A 17,422-nucleotide genomic window follows, 5' to 3' on the forward strand; every position below is an offset into this window, starting at 1 on the left:
AGGAGCAGCAGCCATGAGCCTGGTGAAGACTTCGCGCGACAACGGCCTGAAGCGCCGCAAATTCCTGGTCGGCGCCGGCGTCACGGCCGGCGCGGCGGCGGTCGCGCGCCACCTGCCGCTGAACGTCATCGAGCCGGCCAGCGCCGCCGATCCGGCGCCGGCGGCGGCCGCCAAGACCGAGATCAAGCACACCGTCTGCAGCCACTGCTCGGTCGGCTGCTCGGTGGAGGCGGTGGTCAGCAACGGCGTCTGGGTGCGCCAGGAAGCGGCCTTCGATTCGCCGATCAACATGGGCGCCCACTGCGCCAAGGGCGCTTCGGTGCGCGAGCACGGCTTCGGCGAGCACCGCCTGCGTTATCCGATGAAGCTGGTCAACGGCAAGTACGAGCGCATCTCCTGGGACCAGGCCATCAACGAGATCGGCGACAAGCTGGCCGAGCTGCGCCAGAAGTCCGGTCCGGATGCGCTGATGGTCATCGGCAGTTCCAAGCACAACAACGAGCAAGCCTACCTGCTGCGCAAATTCGTCTCGATGTGGGGCAGTAACAACTGCGACCACCAGGCGCGCATCTGCCACTCGACCACGGTGGCGGGCGTGGCCCAGACCTTCGGCTACGGCGCGATGACGAACTCCTTCAACGACCTGCACTACAGCAAGGCCGTGATGTTCATCGGTTCCAATCCGGCCGAGGCCCACCCGATCTCGATGCTGCACTTCCTGCACGCCAAGGAGCTGGGCGCCAAGATGATCGTGATCGATCCGCGCTTCACGCGCACGGCGCGCTTCGCCCATCACTACGTGCGCGTTCGTCCGGGCACCGACATCCCGCTGGTGTGGGGCATTCTGTGGCATATCTTCGAGAACGGCTGGGAAGACAAGGAATACATTGCCGCCCGCACCTACGGCATGGACGACGTGCGCAAGGAAGTGGCGAAATGGACGCCGGATAAAGTCACCGACGTGACCGGCGTGCCGGAAGCCAGCGTCCGGATGGCGGCCGAGATGCTGGCCAAGAACCGTCCTTCGTCGGTGGTCTGGTGCATGGGCATTACCCAGCACCACGTCGGTACCGCCAACGTGCGCGCACTGTCGATCCTGCAGCTGGCGCTGGGCAATATCGGCAAGCCCGGTGGCGGCGCCAACATCTACCGCGGCCACGACAACGTGCAGGGCGCGACCGACGTCGGCCCGAACGGCGACTCGCTTCCGGGTTACTACGGCATCGCCGAAGGCGCGTGGAAGCACTTCTGCGCAGTCTGGGGCGTCGATTACGAGTGGATCAAGTCGCGCTTCGGCTCCAAGGAGCTGATGGAAAAGCCGGGCATCACGGTCTCGCGCTGGTATGACGCCGTGCTCGAGGACAACCAGTATGTCGACCAGCCGAGCAACCTGCGCGCGGTGTTCTACTGGGGACACGCGCCGAACAGCCAGACCCGGCTGCCGGACATGAAAAAGGCGATGCAGAAGCTCGACATGCTGGTCGTGATCGACCCGTATCCGAGCATGACGGCCTCGATGCACGGGCGCGAAAACGGCGTCTATCTGCTGCCGGCGGCCTCGCAGTTCGAATGCCAGGGCTCGGTCACGGCTTCGAACCGTTCGATCCAGTGGCGCGAGCGCGTGATTCAGCCGCTATTCGAATGCAAGACCGACCACGAGATCATGTATTTGTTCGCGAAGAAGCTCGGCTTTGCGGAGCAGCTGTGCAAGAACATCAAGGTGGTCAACAACGAGCCCGTCATCGAGGACATCCTCCGCGAGATCAACCGATCCTGCTGGACCATCGGCTACACCGGGGCCTCGCCGGAGCGCCTCAAGCTGCACATGCAGAACAAGCACACCTTCAATCCGACCACCATGCGCGCCGACGATGGCCCCTGCAAGGGCGATTACTACGGTCTGCCGTGGCCGTGCTGGGGTACGCCGGAAATGAAGCACCCGGGCACGCCCATCCTGTACGACCTGAACAAATCGGTGGCCGAGGGCGGCCTGCCGTTCCGCGCCAACTGGGGCGTCGAACACAACGGCGAGACTTTGCTGGCGGCCGACGGTTCCACCAATAAGGACAGCGAACTGGACGTCGGTTATCCCGAGTTCGACCACGTGTTCCTCAAAAAGCTGGGCTGGTGGGCCGATCTCACGCCGGAAGAGCAGCTGGCGGCAGAGGGCAAGAACTGGAAGACCGACCTATCGGGCGGCATCATCCGCGTGGTCATCGCCCACGGCTGCGCGCCCTGGGGCAACGCACGGGCACGCTGCAACGTCTGGAACTTCCCGGATCCGGTGCCGACCCACCGCGAGCCGCTGGTGTCGCCGCGCCGCGACCTGGTGGCGAAATACCCGACTTACGACGACAAGGCCGCCTTCTGGCGCCTGCCGACGCTCTACAAATCCGTGCAGCAGGTCGATTTCTCGAAAGACTATCCGCTGATCATGACCTCCGGCCGCCTGGTCGAGTACGAAGGCGGCGGCGATGAGACCCGTTCCAATCCCTGGCTGGCCGAGCTGCAGCAAAACATGTTCTGCGAGGTGAACCCGGAGGACGCCGCGCAGATCGGCGTCAAGCTGGGAGACTTCATGTGGGTCGAGACCCCGACCGGGGCCCGCCTGAAGCTGATGGCAATGGTGACCCAGCGCGTGCCGGTGGGCATCGTGTGGATGCCTTTCCACTTCGGCGGCTGGTGGATGGGCGAGGACCTCGAAAAGCATTATCCGGAAGGCGGCGCCCCAACCGTGCGCGGCGAGGCCGTCAACACAGGATGGACCTATGGCTACGATGCCGTGACGATGATGCAGGAAACCAAAGTGTCGTTGTGCCGCCTCGTGCGCGCTTAGTGAGGAGCTGAACATGTCGGCAAGGATGAAATTTATTTGCGACACGGAGCGCTGCATCGACTGCAACGGCTGCGTGACCGCCTGCAAGAACGAAAACGAAACGCCCTGGGGCGTGAACCGGCGCCGCGTGGTGACCATCAACGACGGCGTGCCCGGCGAGCGCTCGATCTCGGTGGCCTGCATGCATTGCACCGACGCGCCTTGCCTGGCGGTGTGCCCCACCAACTGCATCTACCACACCGAGGACGGCATCGTGCTGCACTCGAAAGACCAGTGCATCGGCTGCGGCTACTGCTATTACGCCTGTCCCTTCGGCGCGCCGCAATTCCCCGAGACCGGCCTGTTCAACCACCGCGGCAAGATGGACAAGTGCACCTTCTGCGCCGGCGGTCCGGAACCGGATACCTCGGAAGCCGAGTTCAAGAAATACGGCCGCAACCGGATTGCCGAGGGCAAGCTGCCGGCCTGCGCCGAGATGTGCGGCACCAAGGCCCTGCTTGCCGGCGACGCCGGTGTGGTCGCCGACATCTACCGCCAGCGCGTCGAGACCCGCGGCTATGGCCCGGAGCTATGGGGCTGGAAAATTGCCTACGGCAAGCCCAAGCGCGGCGGCGACATCAAGGCCACCGGCAACGCGCCGCGCGAAAACCAGAACCTCAGGGATTCGCAGAACGACGAAGGGAGACTGGTTCCATGAAGCGATTCTTCCTGATGCTCATGCCACTCGCGCTGCTGGCCGGCTGCCTGGAGGTCGACCAGCACCCGAACTGGATCAAGGGCCAATACGCGGGAAAGAAAGACAACCGCCAGTCCGACGTGCACCTCCACCATGACAAGCTGTCCTGGTGGGGCACGATCAGCAACCGCAACCAGCACCAGAACGAATACAACCGGGCCAATCCCTGAGGAGCCGACAATGCGATCGTCGAACTGGATCTTGTCCTGCCTGTTGGCCCTGTTGATGGCGTTCAGCCTGTCCTCGGCCCGGGCCGGCGTCCCCAACAACCGCGCAGAGCCGGCCTACGCCGAAGAGCAGACCATCCTGCAGGCCCAGCAGGACTCGAAGGCGCCTGAACCGGGCCTGGCGTCGAAGGATTCGGGCCGCGTGCATATCGACCGCCACTACCTGGGGCAGTACGGCAGCAAGGAGGGGACGGTCATCGTCCAACGCGGCGGCAACCAGTGGCGTGTGTGGCGCAATGGGCCGCTGGCGACGCTGGCCGGGGCCATCCTCGTGCTGGCTCTGCTCGCCATCCTGCTGGTGGCCAAGGTGGTCGGCAAGCTGACTTCCGACCCCGATACCGGGCGCCGCATGCAGCGTTTCACTGCCTGGGAGCGTCACGTGCACTGGGCAACGGCGATCACCTTCCTCATTCTGGCCGTCACCGGCCTGGTCATCCTGTTCGGCAAGAAGCTGCTGATCCCGCTGGTCGGGCACGATGTGTTCGCGTTCATCGCCTACATCTTCAAGTACCTGCACAACTTCGTCGGTCCGCTGTTCATCGTGTGCTCGGTGCTGATGTTCTTCACCTTCCTGCATAGGAACTTTTTCCGCAAGATCGACTGGCAGTGGTTCAAGAAGGGCGGCGGCATGCTCACCCATGAGCATGTGCCCGCCGGCTTCTTCAATGCCGGCGAGAAGAGCTGGTTCTGGCTGGGCGTGACACTGCTGGGCCTCGTCATGTCGATCAGCGGCCTGATCCTCGACTTTGTCAGCTTCGGCCAGACCCGCTACGTACTGCAGATCGCCAACTACCTGCATCTGCTGGGCGCCACCTTCTACATCGCCGCGGCCATGGGGCATATCTACATCGGCACCTGGGGCACACCGGGCGCCTACCACGCGATGCGCCATGGCGACGTCGACGAAGCCTGGGCCAGGGCCCACCACGGTATCTGGTATGACGAGGTAAAGGCCGGGGTTCCGCCGGGGACCTTCGACAAGCGCCCGCCGCCGCCCGACCATCCGCCAGCCGGCGGCGCCCCGCGCGACCTGCCGCCGGGGGTACGTCCATGAAAGCATTAACTTTTCTTATGCATGCAGGCGCTGCTGCCTTGCTCCTGAGTACGGCCGGCTGCAAGCAGCATGGCGATAACGCCCTGCGCGAGACCAGGTTCCCCGGCATGGTCTCTGCAGGCGGCGGCACCAGCGGCCAAGTGATGGCTGCCAGCAGCAAGCCGAAGACCGATGCCACCACCGCTGGCGGGACCCCGGGCCTGGCCGGCGGCTCCGGCGGCAACAACGCCGGCGCGGAAATGGGCGGCACGGTCCGCGAAACCGGCCAGGGCCCCAGTTCGGGCGTGTCGACGCCGTCCAGCGGCGCCGCCGCGCGGACAGGCGCCACCAACACGCCGTCCGGCGATAGCGGCAATAACCCGGTCAAGCCGGACGCGGCGCCGGCGCCGCAGCCGGCCGCCGCCCACCGCGACCCGGGCGCAAACAGCGCCGCGCCAGGACGTTGATCAGAGTGAGGAGTCAGGCATGAAACCGAGCCACATCCGAAGGGGGCAAGCGCAAGGGCATCCGGCGCTCAAGGCGGCAGTGCTGATCGTGGGGCTGTTGGTGGCCAGCCTGGCCTGGGCGGCCCTGCCGGCGCCCACCCCGGCCCAGCAGCAGGCCGCGGCCGAGAAGAAAGCCAAGGCCGACGCCCAGGCCGCGAAGGACAAGGAAAGCCTCGCGGCTTCCATGGATGCGGTTACCGCCCACTACCGCACGCGTGCGGCCCAGCAGGGTTGGAAGACACATCCCGCGGTGGCGATCGCGGCCGCGCCGACAGCCGCTGCCGCGCCAGGGTCCGCGGCCGCTACCGCATCCGCGCCAGCCAGCGCGCCCCCTGCCGGAACCGTGGGAGCGGGCGCGACGCCGAGCGGTGCTGCGCCCAAGATCCAGAGCGAAAAGCTGGGCACTGCGCCGCCGAGCGAGGACGTCAAGAAGATGCAGACCCGCGCCCAACCGCGCGATGCCAAACCGACCGTCGACAAAGGCACGCCCGACGTGAAAAACAAATGAAGATGGGGAGCATGCCGATTGCGGTGCTGATGCAGCGCCGCAGCGTCAAGCACGTCTGGGCCGACGAAGCCTGGGAAGCGGTGGGCGTGGTGCCCGACCGCGGCAATTTGCCGAAGGTAGAGATGCTGAGCCAGTCGCCGGAGCGCGACTACTACCTGGTCTCGGGACTGGAGCTGGAACTCTACCCGGACGAGAACGAGGGCTATTTCGAGAACGTGATGGCGCCGGAATCCAAGGTCTTTGTGTTGTGGCGCATGGAAGACGGCCGGGCGATGCCGGTGCGGGCCTCGGTCAGCTATGTCGAGGGCACCCGCATGTTCGACTCCGGCGAGAACGCCGACGGCGTGACCATGCCGGCCGATATCTACGCCTGGGTGGCGAGCTACCTGCGCGAACATTATCAGCCCAAGCCGCGCCGCGGCCGGCAGCACGGATAAGGCAAGGCATGGCCGACGAAGGCTTCCTGCGCCGCTGGGCGCGCCGCAAGACCGAGGTGCTGGAAGGGCGCGAGCCCCCGCCGGAACCTGCGCCGGCGCCTGTGGTCGAGGCGCCGCAGCATGAGCCGGCGTACGCGGCGCCGGTGGCCGCACCCGTGCAGCCACCGGTGAAAACCACTGCCGCGCCTTTACCCGCGGCGCGCCCGCTGCCGACCATGGACGATGTCGCGGCGCTGGACAAGGATTCCGATTTTTCTGGCTTTGTCGCCCGCGGTGTCGACCAGGCCGTGCGCCGCAGCGCGCTGAAGAAACTGTTCGCCGATCCTCACTTCAATGTCATGGACAGGCTGGACGTCTATATCGACGACTACACCAAGCCCAGCCCGGTTTCCGATGCGATGCTGGCTTCGCTCGAGCACGCGAAGAGCGTGTTCATGAAGATGGTCGAGGATGAACCGGAAGCGCCGGAACTAGAAAACAAAACACAAGCACCACCACCTGAACAAGAGACACAATGAATATCCGTTTCATCGAAGGGCAGGGCGCCGACCCGGCCCAGGAGGCCAGGAACCTGCTCGCCAGGGTGGCCGCGATCGCCTCCCTCGGGACCATCGAAGCGCCCGAGGCGCTCGACACGGTCGGCTACCAGTCCGCCGGCCATACCCTGGTCATCGGCAGCAGCGCCCAGGCGCTGCCCTGGGCCGACCGCCTGTCCGGCGGCCTGAACGTGACGGTGCTGCTGCTGGACGACGATGCGCTTGAGCCAACCCGGCCGCCGCTGCGCATCTACCCGGTCTTCAACGCCCGCGCCATTGTGCTGAGCGGCTGGCTGGGCGCCTTCCAGGCCACCTGGCAGGCGCCGGGCAGGGCGCCCGAGCACGGCAAGTTCGACCTGGTGCTGGACCTGGGCGCCGCGCCGCAGATCGCCACCCACCAGCGTCCGCACGGTTACTACTATCCCGGCCCCGACGAAGCCGCGCGTACGCAAGCCGTCGAGCAGCTGCTGGACATGGTCGGCGAATTCGAGAAGCCGAAATACTTCAGCTACAAGGAGCGCCTGTGCGCGCACAGCCGCAACCAGCTGGTCGGCTGCAACGCCTGCGTCGAGATCTGCTCGGCCGGCGCCATCGAAGGCGCCGGGGACCTGATCAAGGTGAACCCCTATCTGTGCGCCGGCTGCGGCGCCTGCACCACGGTCTGCCCGACCGGCGCGATTTCCTATGCCTACCCGTCCGCCAGCCACACGGGCGGGCGCATCAAGACCGTGCTGCAGGCCTATGCGGAAGCGGGCGGCCAGGAGCCGGTCCTGCTGCTCCACGGCCTCGAAGGCGCGGCGATGCTGGCCCAGGCCGGCGACGCCATCCCCGGCCGCCTGCTGCCGCTCGGCCTGCATCACACGGCATCGACCGGCATCGACGTCTGGCTCAGCGCGCTGGCCTACGGCGCGGCCGGGATCACGGTGCTGATGACCGAGGCCGAAGCCCCCCAATATGCGGCCGCGCTGGGCCAGCAGATGGAGATCGCCCAGGCCATCCTCGACGGTCTCGGGTATGCCGGACCGCACCTGCAACTGCTGCGGGTGAGCAGCCTGGACGAGCTGACGGTGGCGCTGCAGCACGCGCCGCGTGGCGAAGTCCCAGCTCAGCGCGCCGGCTTCAACATCGCCGCCGATAAACGGAATACGCTCGACTATGCGCTCGACCACCTGGTGAAGCACGCCCCGGTGAAGGCGGACCAGATCGCGCTGCCGGCCGGCGCGCCCTTCGGCACGCTGGCGGTGGACAGCGCGGCCTGCAGCCTGTGCATGTCCTGCGTCGGCGCCTGCCCGAGTTCCGCGCTGATGGACGGCCAGAACGCGCCCCAGCTGCGCTTCGTCGAGAAGAACTGCGTGCAGTGCGGCCTGTGCGCCACCACCTGCCCGGAAGACGCGATCCGCCTGGTACCGCGCATGAACCTGACGGAGACGCGCAAGCAGACCGTGGTGCTGAACGAGACCCAGCCTTTCCACTGCATCCGCTGCAGCAAGCCCTTCGGCACCCTGAAGATGGTCGAGACCATGCTGGCGCGCCTGGCTTCGCACCCGGCCTTTGCAGGGAACCTGGACCGCATGCGCATGTGCGGCGACTGCCGCGTGATCGACATGATGACGCCGAAGGACGAGGTCAACATCGCTGAGGTAAGGGAGCTGCGCCGCTAAGCAAGCCATGGCAGAATGTTCGAAACAGAACATAAGGAGACTGCCATGGCCGCTACCCCCTACGAGCGCTTCATCCAGGCGCGCGACTTCTTGCAGCAGCACCGCCTCGACTACGATACCGCCTATCGCGACTACCGCGCCCCCGAACTCGATGAGTTCAACTGGGCGCTCGACTTCTTCGACGTCCAGGCGCGCGGCAACGATACGCCGGCCTTGTGGGTGGTCGAGGAAGACGGCAGCGAACGCAAGATCAGCTACGCCGACATGGCCGCACGCTCCGACCAGGTGGCCAACTGGCTGCGCGCCCAGGGCGTCAAGCGCGGCGACCGCGTGCTGCTGATGCTGCCCAACCGCGTCGAGCTGTGGGAGATCATGCTGGCCGGGATCAAGCTGGGCGCGGTGCTGGTGCCGACCACGATGCTGGTTTCGCCCGCCGACCTCGAAGACCGCCTGCAGCGCGGCCATATCCGCCACGTGATCGCGCAGGCGTCCGAAGCGCACAAGTTCGCGACGCTGGCCGGCGACTACACCCGCATCGCCGTCGGCGGCGCGGCCGAAGGCTGGACCGAATTCACGGATAGCGCCAGGGCCGACAAGCAATTCGTCCCCGAAGGCGTGACCAAAGCCACCGACCCGCTGCTGCTGTACTTCACCTCGGGCACCACCGCGAAACCGAAGCTGGTGTTGCACAGCCAGCAGAGCTACCCGGTCGGCCACCTGTCGACCATGTACTGGATCGGCCTGAAGCAGGGCGACGTCCACTGGAACATCAGCTCGCCGGGCTGGGCCAAGCATGCGTGGAGCTGCTTCTTCGCGCCCTGGAATGCCGGCGCCACCATCTTCGTCTACAACTACGAGCGCTTCTCGGCGCGCGCCTGCCTGGACGTGATCTGCCGCTGCGGCGTCACCTCGCTGTGCGCGCCGCCGACCGTGTGGCGCATGATGATCAAGGAAGACCTGAGCGCCTGGAAACCGCCGCTGCGGGAACTGGTCGGCGCCGGCGAGCCGCTGAATCCGGAAGTCATCGAACAGGTCGAGCGCGCCTGGGGCATCCGCATCCGCGACGGTTTCGGGCAATCGGAAACCACCTGCCAGATCGGCAATCCGCCGGGCCAACTGGTCAAGCCGGGCTCGATGGGACGCCCGCTGCCGGGCTACAAGGTGACCCTGCTCGACATCGACGAGCAGCCGGCGCAAGAGGGCGAGATTTCGCTCATCCTCGACCCGGCGCCGCTGGGCCTGATGCTGTGCTACGAAGGCGACGAGGCCAACACCGCGGACGTCATGCGAGGAGGCCACTACAACACCGGCGACACCGCCACCGTCGACGAGGACGGCTACTACTTCTACGTCGGCCGCAACGACGACGTGTTCAAGTCCTCGGACTACCGCATCAGCCCCTTCGAGCTGGAGAGCGTGCTGATCGAGCACCCGGACGTGCTGGAAGCGGCCATCGTGCCCAGCCCCGATCCGCTACGCCTGTCGGTGCCGAAGGCCTTCATCACCCTGCGGCCGGGCGTCGAGCCGACCCGCGAACTGGCCGGCGCCATCTTTGCCTTCGCGCGCGAGCGGCTGTCGCCGTATAAACGGATCCGCCGGCTGGAGTTCGCCGAGCTGCCGAAGACGATCTCGGGCAAGATCCGCCGGGTCGAGCTGCGCAAGGCGGAGCAGGCGGGTGGGCGAGAGGGGATGGAATTCCGGGAAGAGGATTTTGCTGCTTGATTGCAGGTTTGTGATCTGATGGCGTACAGTCTGGATGGCAAAGACCGCTTGAATAGCGGGCGGACGTTCGATTACAACTCGAAGATCCTGCTTTCTACGGGCGACAGCCTGTGGTCCGACTCCAGCAAGCAAATGCTGACGATCGTTGCTGACGAGGTAGGCCGACACGATTTTCTATACGCGGCCTGCAGTGTCGAAATGTTTCAAATCCAGTACGGCGTCGAAGGACACCATCCGAACTGCACAGAGAATTTGACGAAAGGCCTGCAGACGCTGGGCATCGAGCCCGGTCCGCTGCCAATCCCATTCAACATTTTCCAGCACGCTACGATTGAGGGCGCCAAGCTTGTCGTGCACTCGCCGCTATCCGAAGCTGGCAACGCAATCGTATTCAAAGCGGAGATGGATGTGGCGATTGCGCTTTCTGCATGCTCAGCTTCAGTCTGTAATGGTGGCAAGTGCAAGCCGATTGCATTCGAGATCCTGGAGCAGTAGAGCTCACCCCTATGGCAAACTCGCAGGCTCACGCGCAAAAATGGATAAGCTTCCTGTTGACGCAGGACCTGCCGTTTATCGCCACTTTGTCGAAACAGATAGCAGTCGGCAAGCTTGGCGAGCTTTGTGAGTGCGGCTGTCACGGATTTGCGTTTGTGGTCCCGGATGACGCGAAGGTCCCGCCGCTACAGGATAGAGCGGGCCTGTTTTACGAGGTGGCTTTCACGTCGAACTTCCCCGAAGAGATCGATATGCTTTTCTTTACTGACGAGAGAGGGAATCTGAGCTGGGTGGACGTCACGTACGGCGGGGCGAACATCGGGCCTATGCCTGAAGGGGTGATTCCAGGTGACAAAATCGGTGTCTGGCCAGCCCAGCGTGACTAGCCCACTGGCGAACATGTCGAGCAAGTCAGTCAAGTTGGCGCCGCGAAAATTTCATGAACTGATCGACCGGGGATGGGTGTAACATGGCATTTTGGCAACCCACCATGTCGAAAGAAGCCTCCATGCGCCTGCCCATCGTCCGTCGCTTGTCCACCGTGCTTCTCGCGCTGTCCGTGATCGCCGCCTGTTCGACGCTGCAGTGGCGGCCTGACAGCAAGGCCACTGCGCCGGCAATCGATGGTTTCGGCGTGGACGGCATGCAGCCTTCCAAGGCCAACGAAGCCGCGCGCCGCCTGTTCGCGCAGGGCATGGCCCAGGTCTACGGCTTCAACGAGGCTGAAGCCATCCGCTCCTTCAAGGCCGCGCTGGCACAGGATCCCGATTGCGCGCTGTGCGCCTGGGGCGTGGCGTATCAGATGGGGCCGAACATCAACGATACCGACCGCCACGACCTGCGCGAGGCGATCCGTTACGTGGACTACGCCGTCAAGCACAGCGCCGGCAGTTCGGAGCACGACCGGGCCCTGATCGATGCGCTCGCCGTGCGCTACGGCACGGACCGCAAAGCCCGCGCCGCTGCCGTGATCCAGGCGGACATCTGCGGCGCGCCCGGATCAAAGCGGGCCGATCCACTCGACATTGTGTATGCCGAGCGCATGCGCGAGCTGGTAGCGCGCTTTCCCGGCGACCCGGATATCCTGGCGATCTATGCCGAAGCCGAGCTGGTGGCCACGCGCGACGACTGGTGGGACCGGCGTACCGGCAAGCCGGCCGGCCGCGTGGGCGAGCTGGCCGGCATGCTCGAACAAGGCCTGGTGCTGCATCCCGGACACGTCGGGCTGAACCACTACATGATCCACACGGTCGACGCGGTGCCGGTAGCCCGGCGCGCCGAGGCGTCAGCAGACCGGCTTGGCGCGCTGGCGCCAAAGTCGCCGCATTTGCTGCACATGCCGTCCCACACTTACGCCCACCTGGGCCGCTATGCCGACGCCACCCGCGTCAACCAGGCGGCCGTTGCCGCCGACGAGGCCATGGAACTGGAAATGAAACGCCAGAAGTTCTCGGTTAGCAAGGACTGGCGCGGCCACAATCTCCACTTCCAGTGGCATGCCGCGCTGATGGAGGGACGCGGCGACCTGGCGCTGTCCACTGCGCGCGCGCTCGCCCTGCGCGGCAAGGGCGACAACACGTATCACGAATACCTGCGAAGCCTGCCGATGCTGACCCTGCTGCGCCTGCAGCGCTGGGACGCACTGCGCAAGGAGCCACTGCCGACCGGCGACAAGGGCGTCGCGACCGTGATGGGGCAAATGGCGAGTGGCATCGCACTGGCGCAGGCGGGGCAGCGCAGCGCAGCGCAGGCGGCGCAAGCGCGGCTGGACCCGGCGGCCGATAAGTTGGTCAAGGATCATCCCGGCCAGGGCTATGTGGACAAATTGATGCGCAGTCTGGCGCGCACCGCGCAGGCGCAACTGCGCGCCGAAATTGCCTGGTACGGCCAGCAGGTGGACGAAGCCCTGGCTCAGCAGCAACTGGCTGTGACCGCCTCGTACGACGCCGAAGCCACCGAGCCGCCGATGCTGGCCGGCGGTCCGGGTTTGCGCCTGGGCGCCATGCAATTGGAGGCGCGGCGCTACGCGGCGGCCGAACAGAGCTTCCGCGCCCACCTGGCGGAACATCCGGGCAACGGTTGGGCCTTGCAAGGCTTGCGCCAGGCGCTGGCGGCGCAGGGCAAGCAGGCGGAAGCACAGGCCACCGAGCGCGAGCTGGAACGCAACTGGAAGCAGGCCGACAGCGGTTTGCGCTCGGCGGCGCGATAAGTTCCGGGATCAGCCCACAGGCTTACAAACCGAGCATCCTGATAAGGAAGTAGGTGACGAGCCCCAGGCCCAGGAGCGCCAGCAGGAAAACTGCGACCGCCTTGCCGCCCGCGCGCAACACCGCACGCCTTTCGTTCGCGATCCGCTTCCCTTTCTTCCCCTGATCGTAATGCCACTTGACGGCGAAGAACATGCCCGTGGCTAGCACGAGAAACTTGAACGCAACGAAGACGACAGGGATCCATTCCATCATGTGAATATTTCTAATGTGCCGAATGCAGATGAGAGGAGAAAAGCTCAGCGAACGCCATGCAAGAACGGTGTCGCTACACGTTCTGACGCATACTACTTGAAAGCAATATCCATACATCGAGACAAAATGTCCCAGTTGAGAACCATACAAGATGAGGATTTGCCAAGCTGGCTGCCGCGCCTGGCCGGGAACAAAGGGCCACGTTTCCTGCAGATTGCGGATGCCTTGCAAGCGGCAGTGGAGGACGGATCGCTAAAACCGGGCGACCGTCTGCCTCCGCAGCGCCAGTTGGCAGCCCAGCTGGACGTCGACCTGACGACAATCACCCGCGCCTACGACGAAGCCAGACGCCGCAAGCTGTTGGAGGGCCGGGGCGCGCGAGGCACGTATGTCGCGGCGCCGAAAGTCGAATTGACGGCTATCCTCGACCTGAGCATGAATACCCCGCCACCGCCGGAGGGCGTGGACTTCGACGACATGTTGAAACAAGGTCTGTCTCAAGTACTGATCCGGGCAGATAACGAATTGCTGATGACTTACCACCTGGGCGGGGGCAGCGACGCCGACCGCAAGGCTGGCGCCACATGGCTGGCGCCGATGTTCGGACATCTGGATTCGCGACAGCTAGTCGTCTGTCCGGGTGCGCAGGCGGCGATCGCCGCCTTGATCCTTGCGCTGACGGTGCCTGGCGACGTCATCCTGGCAGAGCCAACGACGTATCATGGCTTGCGTGACGCAGCGACCCAGTTCGGCCGGCACCTCATTGCGGTGGACGCGGACAAGCACGGGATGGTGCCGGAGATGCTCGAGGAAGCGTGCCGCCGGCACATGCCCCGCCTGGTCTACCTCAATCCGACCTTGCAGAACCCGACCGCGATCACCATGCCGGAACGCCGGCGCAAGCAGCTTGCCGGCATCGCGAAGCGCTGCAATGTACGCATCGTCGAGGACGATCCCTACTGGCTCCTTGCCGATGCCCCGCCACCGCCCATTGCCAGCTTCGCCCCGGAACAGGCGATCTACATCTCGACCCTGTCGAAATGCCTGACGCCCGGCTTGCGTATCGCCTTCGTGCTCATACGCGATCCGCGGGAACGCGAACGTTTCCTGGTCGCGTTACGATCGTTTGCACTGATGGCCGCGCCCCTGACGGCCGCACTGGCGACGCAGTGGATCCTCGACGGTTCGGCTCAGGGATTGATGGAAGGCGTACGCAAGGAGGCGCGCCTGCGCCAACGGATGGCCCGGGATGTTCTGGCGGGGCGCTATAGCGGCGCCGGAGATGGCCTGCACGTATGGCTCGAGTTGCCGGCCTATTGGAACTCATCGGCGCTTGCGCGTGCCGCCGCCAGCGACGGCATCGCAGTCACGCCCGCGGAGGCATTCGCAACCGGCAGCGTATCCCCGAATGCAATTCGGATCTCCTTGGGCAGCATCAGGGATCGTGGCCGCTTGCAGGCGGGTCTGCAACGCCTGTCCCAGCTGCTTGTGCGGCGGCCCGAGTCGGTCGGCGCTGTGGCGTCCTGAGGTGGCCTACATCGCCAGGCCGATCCCTGCCGCGCCTGCAAGGACCAGGCTGGCGCCCCACACGGCATCCAGGTTCAGCCAAACCCGCCGCAGAAAACTCAAGCCCAGATAGCGGTACACGATCCACGCAATGGCGATCCCGGCGAGCAGGGTAGCGAGGGTGTGCACCACCGCGACCAGCACCGCCGTCCCCATGGTCGCCTGCGCCAGGGCGCGCGCCAGCTCGCCATGGCCCGGCGCGGGGCACAGGCTGAGCATGAAGGGCACCAGCATTAATCCCGCCCCGTGCGCGGTGGCCATCAGGAAGGACCACCACGCCAGCCGGGTCGGCGGAATGCGCGCCAGCAGGCGGGGGTGGCGGCGCCTGAGCAGCTTGAAGGCGCCGAACAGCAGCACGGCCAGGCCGGCGCCTATGCGGATGGCGCGGCTCCACTCCACATACCAGCTGAGCCAGGCAAAGGGCGCCAGCGCGACGGCGATCGCCATGAAATGGCCGCCGCCCAAGGGCAGCAGGGTGGCGAAGACGGACCGCGCGCGCCGGTCCGCCATGCCGTTGGCCACCGCCAGCGGCCAGCCCATGGCGGGATTCAGGCCATGGTAGAGGCCCAGCGCGACAACGGCGACCCAGAGCGCGATGGTGTTCAAGCCGAGCGCATCAAGCCGATGGATAGCAGAACGAATCGGTCGAGCAGTCGCCGCCCTGCAGCCGGATCTGGTGCGCGGCGTAATCCGGCCCGAAATCGACATAGAAGGACGGGTCCAGTTCGATGCCGCCGTTCTCGCCGACCTTGCACATCAGCTGCACGCCCGGCACGCCGTCCGGGTAGAACTGCGCGTCCCAGCTGCTGTAGAGCGAGTTGGTGAAGTAGACGCGCTTGCCGTCCCGGCTGATCTCCGTCATCTGCGGGCCGCCGCCGACCGGCCGGCCGCTCGGATGCTTCGCATGCTGCGCGATGCCGCCGACGCGTACGCTGCCGGTCAGCTTCGGGTTCATCGGATCCCTTACGTCGTACTGCCGCAGCTCGCCGGTGCCCCAGCAGGCCACGTAGAGGAAGCGGTCGTCGAGCGACAGGTCGATATCGCTGATCAGCGGCGGCACCGCGCCAAAGCCTTTCAGCAGCGCCGGCAGCTGGTCGGCGTCGGCCGGCTCCGGCGGGATGACGGCGGTCTTCTTGATGTGGAATGTGCCGTTTTCGCGATACCAGGTCCAGATCGATCCTTCCAGGTTGCTGGTGTCGACCACCACGCCCAGGAAGCCGTATTCCCGGGTGGGATCGTGGGCGGGGCGGATCTCGAGCGCCATCTGGTGCTTGGCGCCCAGGTCGATGGTCTGCAGGTGCTTGCGGTCGCGCAGGTTCCAGAAATGCACTGCGTGCCCGTATTTGTTCGCGAGCAGGTCTTCGGGGACGATGCCGTTTTCGAATTGCGGCGGCAGCCCCCATTCGCTCGACACCATGTAATCGCGCGGCAGGTTCCACCAGAAATCGTAGTGCAGCTTTTGCGGGCCGCGGTCGATTTCCCACTTGCCGAGGATCTCGAAGTTTTCACAGTCCATGATGGCGATGCCCGGAGGACCCTCGGTGCCGTCCGCACCGGCGCCGCCCAGGGTGCTGATGTAGATGCCCTCCGGGCCGCAATGCACGGTGTGGGGACGCGAGTAGCCAGTCTTGCGCATCAGCTCTTCCGGTTCGATGGTCTTGACCAGCTGCGGGTTGCGCGGATCGGGCTGCGTATCCACGATGTAGATGCGCGAGGAGCGGATGCCGGGAATGACCAGGTAGCGGCGCGCCAGGTGCGCATGGCCCGACATCGGCGACAGCGCCGAGCTGCAGGCGTTCCAGCCGAAGTGGTGGAACTCGTCCCCGGTATAGGGCATGACCAGCTTGTTGATCACCGCGCCATAAGTGCTCGACTGCGGATCGACGTCGATGACGGCCAGGGCATCGGGCCGGGAGCGGCTAGGGGACAGCAGCACCGTGTAGGCGATATGTTCGGGTTCCGCTTCCATCGCGAGGCGCGGCGACGGATGAAAGGTGGGATCGGGACGCAAGGTCTGCAGCATGACGGTTCCTCATTCAAGGTGGTCAGGGTGGCCGACCCATAAGACTGTGCGCAGGACCGGGCGCCGTCAAGACCGATGCTTATGCTCTTTGTCCCGGATCATATTGTTCGTGTGCGGCACAAGTAGTGCTTTTCGGTCAATAATAGGCATCCTCTTCGTTCATCCATCGCCCACGAAACCGCAATGAGCCCATCCGCAAAAAGTTACGAAGTCAGGAAGTCCCCGGTCCACGGCAACGGCGTGTTCGCGCTGCGCCCGATCGCCGCCGGGGAGCGCATCATCGAATACCGCGGCGAACGCATCAGCTGGGATCACGCCACCGAGCGCGCCGCCGAGCGCGGCGGGCCGATCAACCACACCTTCTATTTCAGCCTCGCCGACGGCAACGTGATCGACGGCGGCCGCCGCGGCAACGATGCGCGCTGGATCAACCACGCCTGCGAGCCGAACTGCGAAGCCTACGAGGAAGACGGCCGGGTCTACATCCACGCCCTGCGCGATATCGACGAGGGCGAGGAGCTGAACTACAACTACGCGCTGATCTACGACGAGCGCCACACGCCCGCCCTCAAGCGCCTGTTCGCCTGCCGCTGCGGCACGCCGGGCTGCACCGGCACCATGCTGGCGCCGAAGCGCCGCGCCAAAAAGTCGTCCACCGCCCGCGCCTGAATCGA

The 17,422-nt window shown here is 65.4% G+C and carries 18 protein-coding genes; 15 read left to right on the top strand and 3 right to left on the bottom strand.

Annotation, left to right across the window (positions count from 1 at the left end; translation table 11 throughout):
* Positions 1 to 13 precede the first annotated feature (13 nt).
* The 13 genes from AC07PE_RS09190 (at position 14) to AC07PE_RS09250 (ending at position 12,906) form a co-directional block, all read left to right on the top strand.
* A complete protein-coding gene (locus AC07PE_RS09190; RefSeq protein WP_498763424.1) occupies positions 14 to 2,836 on the top strand; it encodes a formate dehydrogenase subunit alpha in 2,823 nt (940 codons plus the stop codon).
* Positions 2,837 to 2,849: 13 nt separating this feature from the next.
* The gene (fdh3B, locus tag AC07PE_RS09195) at positions 2,850 to 3,533 is read left to right on the top strand and encodes a formate dehydrogenase FDH3 subunit beta (protein WP_498763426.1); all 684 of its coding nucleotides are present in this window, start codon (positions 2,850 to 2,852) and stop codon (positions 3,531 to 3,533) included.
* Positions 3,530 to 3,742 (top strand): hypothetical protein, encoded by a 213-nt coding sequence (locus AC07PE_RS09200; RefSeq protein ID WP_498763428.1) that lies wholly within the window; start codon positions 3,530 to 3,532, stop codon positions 3,740 to 3,742. The genes fdh3B and AC07PE_RS09200 overlap by 4 nt, the downstream gene beginning before the upstream one ends.
* Positions 3,743 to 3,752: 10 nt before the next feature.
* Entirely contained in the window at positions 3,753 to 4,853 is a 1,101-nt protein-coding gene (locus AC07PE_RS09205) for a formate dehydrogenase subunit gamma (protein ID WP_498763430.1), read from the top strand.
* Between the two features lie 38 nt (positions 4,854 to 4,891).
* Complete coding sequence (locus AC07PE_RS09210; protein WP_498763432.1) at positions 4,892 to 5,299, top strand: hypothetical protein; 408 nt, start codon at positions 4,892 to 4,894, stop codon at positions 5,297 to 5,299.
* Positions 5,300 to 5,387: 88 nt separating this feature from the next.
* The gene (locus AC07PE_RS09215; protein WP_498763434.1) at positions 5,388 to 5,846 is read left to right on the top strand and encodes a hypothetical protein; all 459 of its coding nucleotides are present in this window, start codon (positions 5,388 to 5,390) and stop codon (positions 5,844 to 5,846) included.
* Positions 5,843 to 6,283 (top strand): DUF3305 domain-containing protein, encoded by a 441-nt coding sequence (locus AC07PE_RS09220; protein WP_498763436.1) that lies wholly within the window; start codon positions 5,843 to 5,845, stop codon positions 6,281 to 6,283. Before AC07PE_RS09215 ends, AC07PE_RS09220 begins: the two co-directional genes overlap by 4 nt.
* 8 nt (positions 6,284 to 6,291) lie before the next feature.
* Positions 6,292 to 6,801 carry a DUF3306 domain-containing protein gene (locus AC07PE_RS09225; protein WP_498763439.1) on the top strand — a complete coding sequence of 170 codons (510 nt, stop codon included), beginning with the start codon at positions 6,292 to 6,294 and terminating at the stop codon, positions 6,799 to 6,801.
* Positions 6,798 to 8,480, top strand: coding sequence for a 4Fe-4S binding protein (locus tag AC07PE_RS09230; protein WP_498763441.1), 1,683 nt, complete (start codon positions 6,798 to 6,800; stop codon positions 8,478 to 8,480). The genes AC07PE_RS09225 and AC07PE_RS09230 overlap by 4 nt, the downstream gene beginning before the upstream one ends.
* 45 nt (positions 8,481 to 8,525) lie before the next feature.
* Complete coding sequence (locus tag AC07PE_RS09235; RefSeq protein WP_498763443.1) at positions 8,526 to 10,202, top strand: AMP-binding protein; 1,677 nt, start codon at positions 8,526 to 8,528, stop codon at positions 10,200 to 10,202.
* Positions 10,203 to 10,697 carry a DUF1989 domain-containing protein gene (locus AC07PE_RS09240; protein ID WP_498763445.1) on the top strand — a complete coding sequence of 165 codons (495 nt, stop codon included), beginning with the start codon at positions 10,203 to 10,205 and terminating at the stop codon, positions 10,695 to 10,697.
* A gap of 11 nt (positions 10,698 to 10,708) precedes the next feature.
* Entirely contained in the window at positions 10,709 to 11,083 is a 375-nt protein-coding gene (locus AC07PE_RS09245) for a hypothetical protein (protein WP_498763448.1), read from the top strand.
* A gap of 122 nt (positions 11,084 to 11,205) precedes the next feature.
* Positions 11,206 to 12,906, top strand: a complete 1,701-nt coding sequence (locus AC07PE_RS09250; protein ID WP_498763450.1) for a YfgM family protein — start codon at positions 11,206 to 11,208, stop codon at positions 12,904 to 12,906.
* A gap of 22 nt (positions 12,907 to 12,928) precedes the next feature.
* Here the strand turns inward: AC07PE_RS09250 and AC07PE_RS09255 are convergent, their stop codons facing one another.
* Positions 12,929 to 13,159: a hypothetical protein gene (locus tag AC07PE_RS09255; RefSeq protein WP_498763454.1), complete on the bottom strand. Its 231-nt coding sequence runs from the start codon at positions 13,157 to 13,159 to the stop codon at positions 12,929 to 12,931.
* A 126-nt stretch (positions 13,160 to 13,285) separates the two neighbouring features.
* Between AC07PE_RS09255 and AC07PE_RS09260 the strand changes: the two genes are divergently transcribed.
* A complete protein-coding gene (locus AC07PE_RS09260; protein WP_498763457.1) occupies positions 13,286 to 14,686 on the top strand; it encodes an aminotransferase-like domain-containing protein in 1,401 nt (466 codons plus the stop codon).
* A 6-nt stretch (positions 14,687 to 14,692) separates the two neighbouring features.
* Here the strand turns inward: AC07PE_RS09260 and AC07PE_RS09265 are convergent, their stop codons facing one another.
* Positions 14,693 to 15,331, bottom strand: a complete 639-nt coding sequence (locus AC07PE_RS09265; protein WP_498763461.1) for a hypothetical protein — start codon at positions 15,329 to 15,331, stop codon at positions 14,693 to 14,695.
* Between the two features lie 10 nt (positions 15,332 to 15,341).
* Positions 15,342 to 16,748, bottom strand: coding sequence for a selenium-binding protein SBP56-related protein (locus AC07PE_RS09270; protein WP_498763464.1), 1,407 nt, complete (start codon positions 16,746 to 16,748; stop codon positions 15,342 to 15,344).
* A gap of 183 nt (positions 16,749 to 16,931) precedes the next feature.
* Here AC07PE_RS09270 and AC07PE_RS09275 point away from each other — a divergent pair, with 183 nt between their 5' ends.
* Positions 16,932 to 17,417: an SET domain-containing protein gene (locus AC07PE_RS09275; RefSeq protein WP_498763466.1), complete on the top strand. Its 486-nt coding sequence runs from the start codon at positions 16,932 to 16,934 to the stop codon at positions 17,415 to 17,417.
* Positions 17,418 to 17,422: the final 5 nt, after the last annotated feature.

This window comes from Telluria sp. GW821-FHT07G12, from assembly GCF_059418525.1.

Excerpts from the sequence above, each read along its gene's own strand:
- AC07PE_RS09190 (WP_498763424.1), top strand. The coding sequence starts at position 14 with ATGAGCCTGGTGAAGACTTCGCGCGACAACGGCCTGAAGCGCCGCAAA.
- fdh3B (WP_498763426.1), top strand. The coding sequence starts at position 2,850 with ATGTCGGCAAGGATGAAATTTATTTGCGACACGGAGCGCTGCATCGAC.
- AC07PE_RS09200 (WP_498763428.1), top strand. The coding sequence starts at position 3,530 with ATGAAGCGATTCTTCCTGATGCTCATGCCACTCGCGCTGCTGGCCGGC.
- AC07PE_RS09205 (WP_498763430.1), top strand. The coding sequence starts at position 3,753 with ATGCGATCGTCGAACTGGATCTTGTCCTGCCTGTTGGCCCTGTTGATG.
- AC07PE_RS09220 (WP_498763436.1), top strand. The coding sequence starts at position 5,843 with ATGAAGATGGGGAGCATGCCGATTGCGGTGCTGATGCAGCGCCGCAGC.
- AC07PE_RS09225 (WP_498763439.1), top strand. The coding sequence starts at position 6,292 with ATGGCCGACGAAGGCTTCCTGCGCCGCTGGGCGCGCCGCAAGACCGAG.
- AC07PE_RS09230 (WP_498763441.1), top strand. The coding sequence starts at position 6,798 with ATGAATATCCGTTTCATCGAAGGGCAGGGCGCCGACCCGGCCCAGGAG.
- AC07PE_RS09235 (WP_498763443.1), top strand. The coding sequence starts at position 8,526 with ATGGCCGCTACCCCCTACGAGCGCTTCATCCAGGCGCGCGACTTCTTG.
- AC07PE_RS09245 (WP_498763448.1), top strand. The coding sequence starts at position 10,709 with ATGGCAAACTCGCAGGCTCACGCGCAAAAATGGATAAGCTTCCTGTTG.
- AC07PE_RS09250 (WP_498763450.1), top strand. The coding sequence starts at position 11,206 with ATGCGCCTGCCCATCGTCCGTCGCTTGTCCACCGTGCTTCTCGCGCTG.
- AC07PE_RS09255 (WP_498763454.1), bottom strand. The coding sequence starts at position 13,159 with ATGATGGAATGGATCCCTGTCGTCTTCGTTGCGTTCAAGTTTCTCGTG.
- AC07PE_RS09260 (WP_498763457.1), top strand. The coding sequence starts at position 13,286 with ATGTCCCAGTTGAGAACCATACAAGATGAGGATTTGCCAAGCTGGCTG.
- AC07PE_RS09270 (WP_498763464.1), bottom strand. The coding sequence starts at position 16,748 with ATGCTGCAGACCTTGCGTCCCGATCCCACCTTTCATCCGTCGCCGCGC.
- AC07PE_RS09275 (WP_498763466.1), top strand. The coding sequence starts at position 16,932 with ATGAGCCCATCCGCAAAAAGTTACGAAGTCAGGAAGTCCCCGGTCCAC.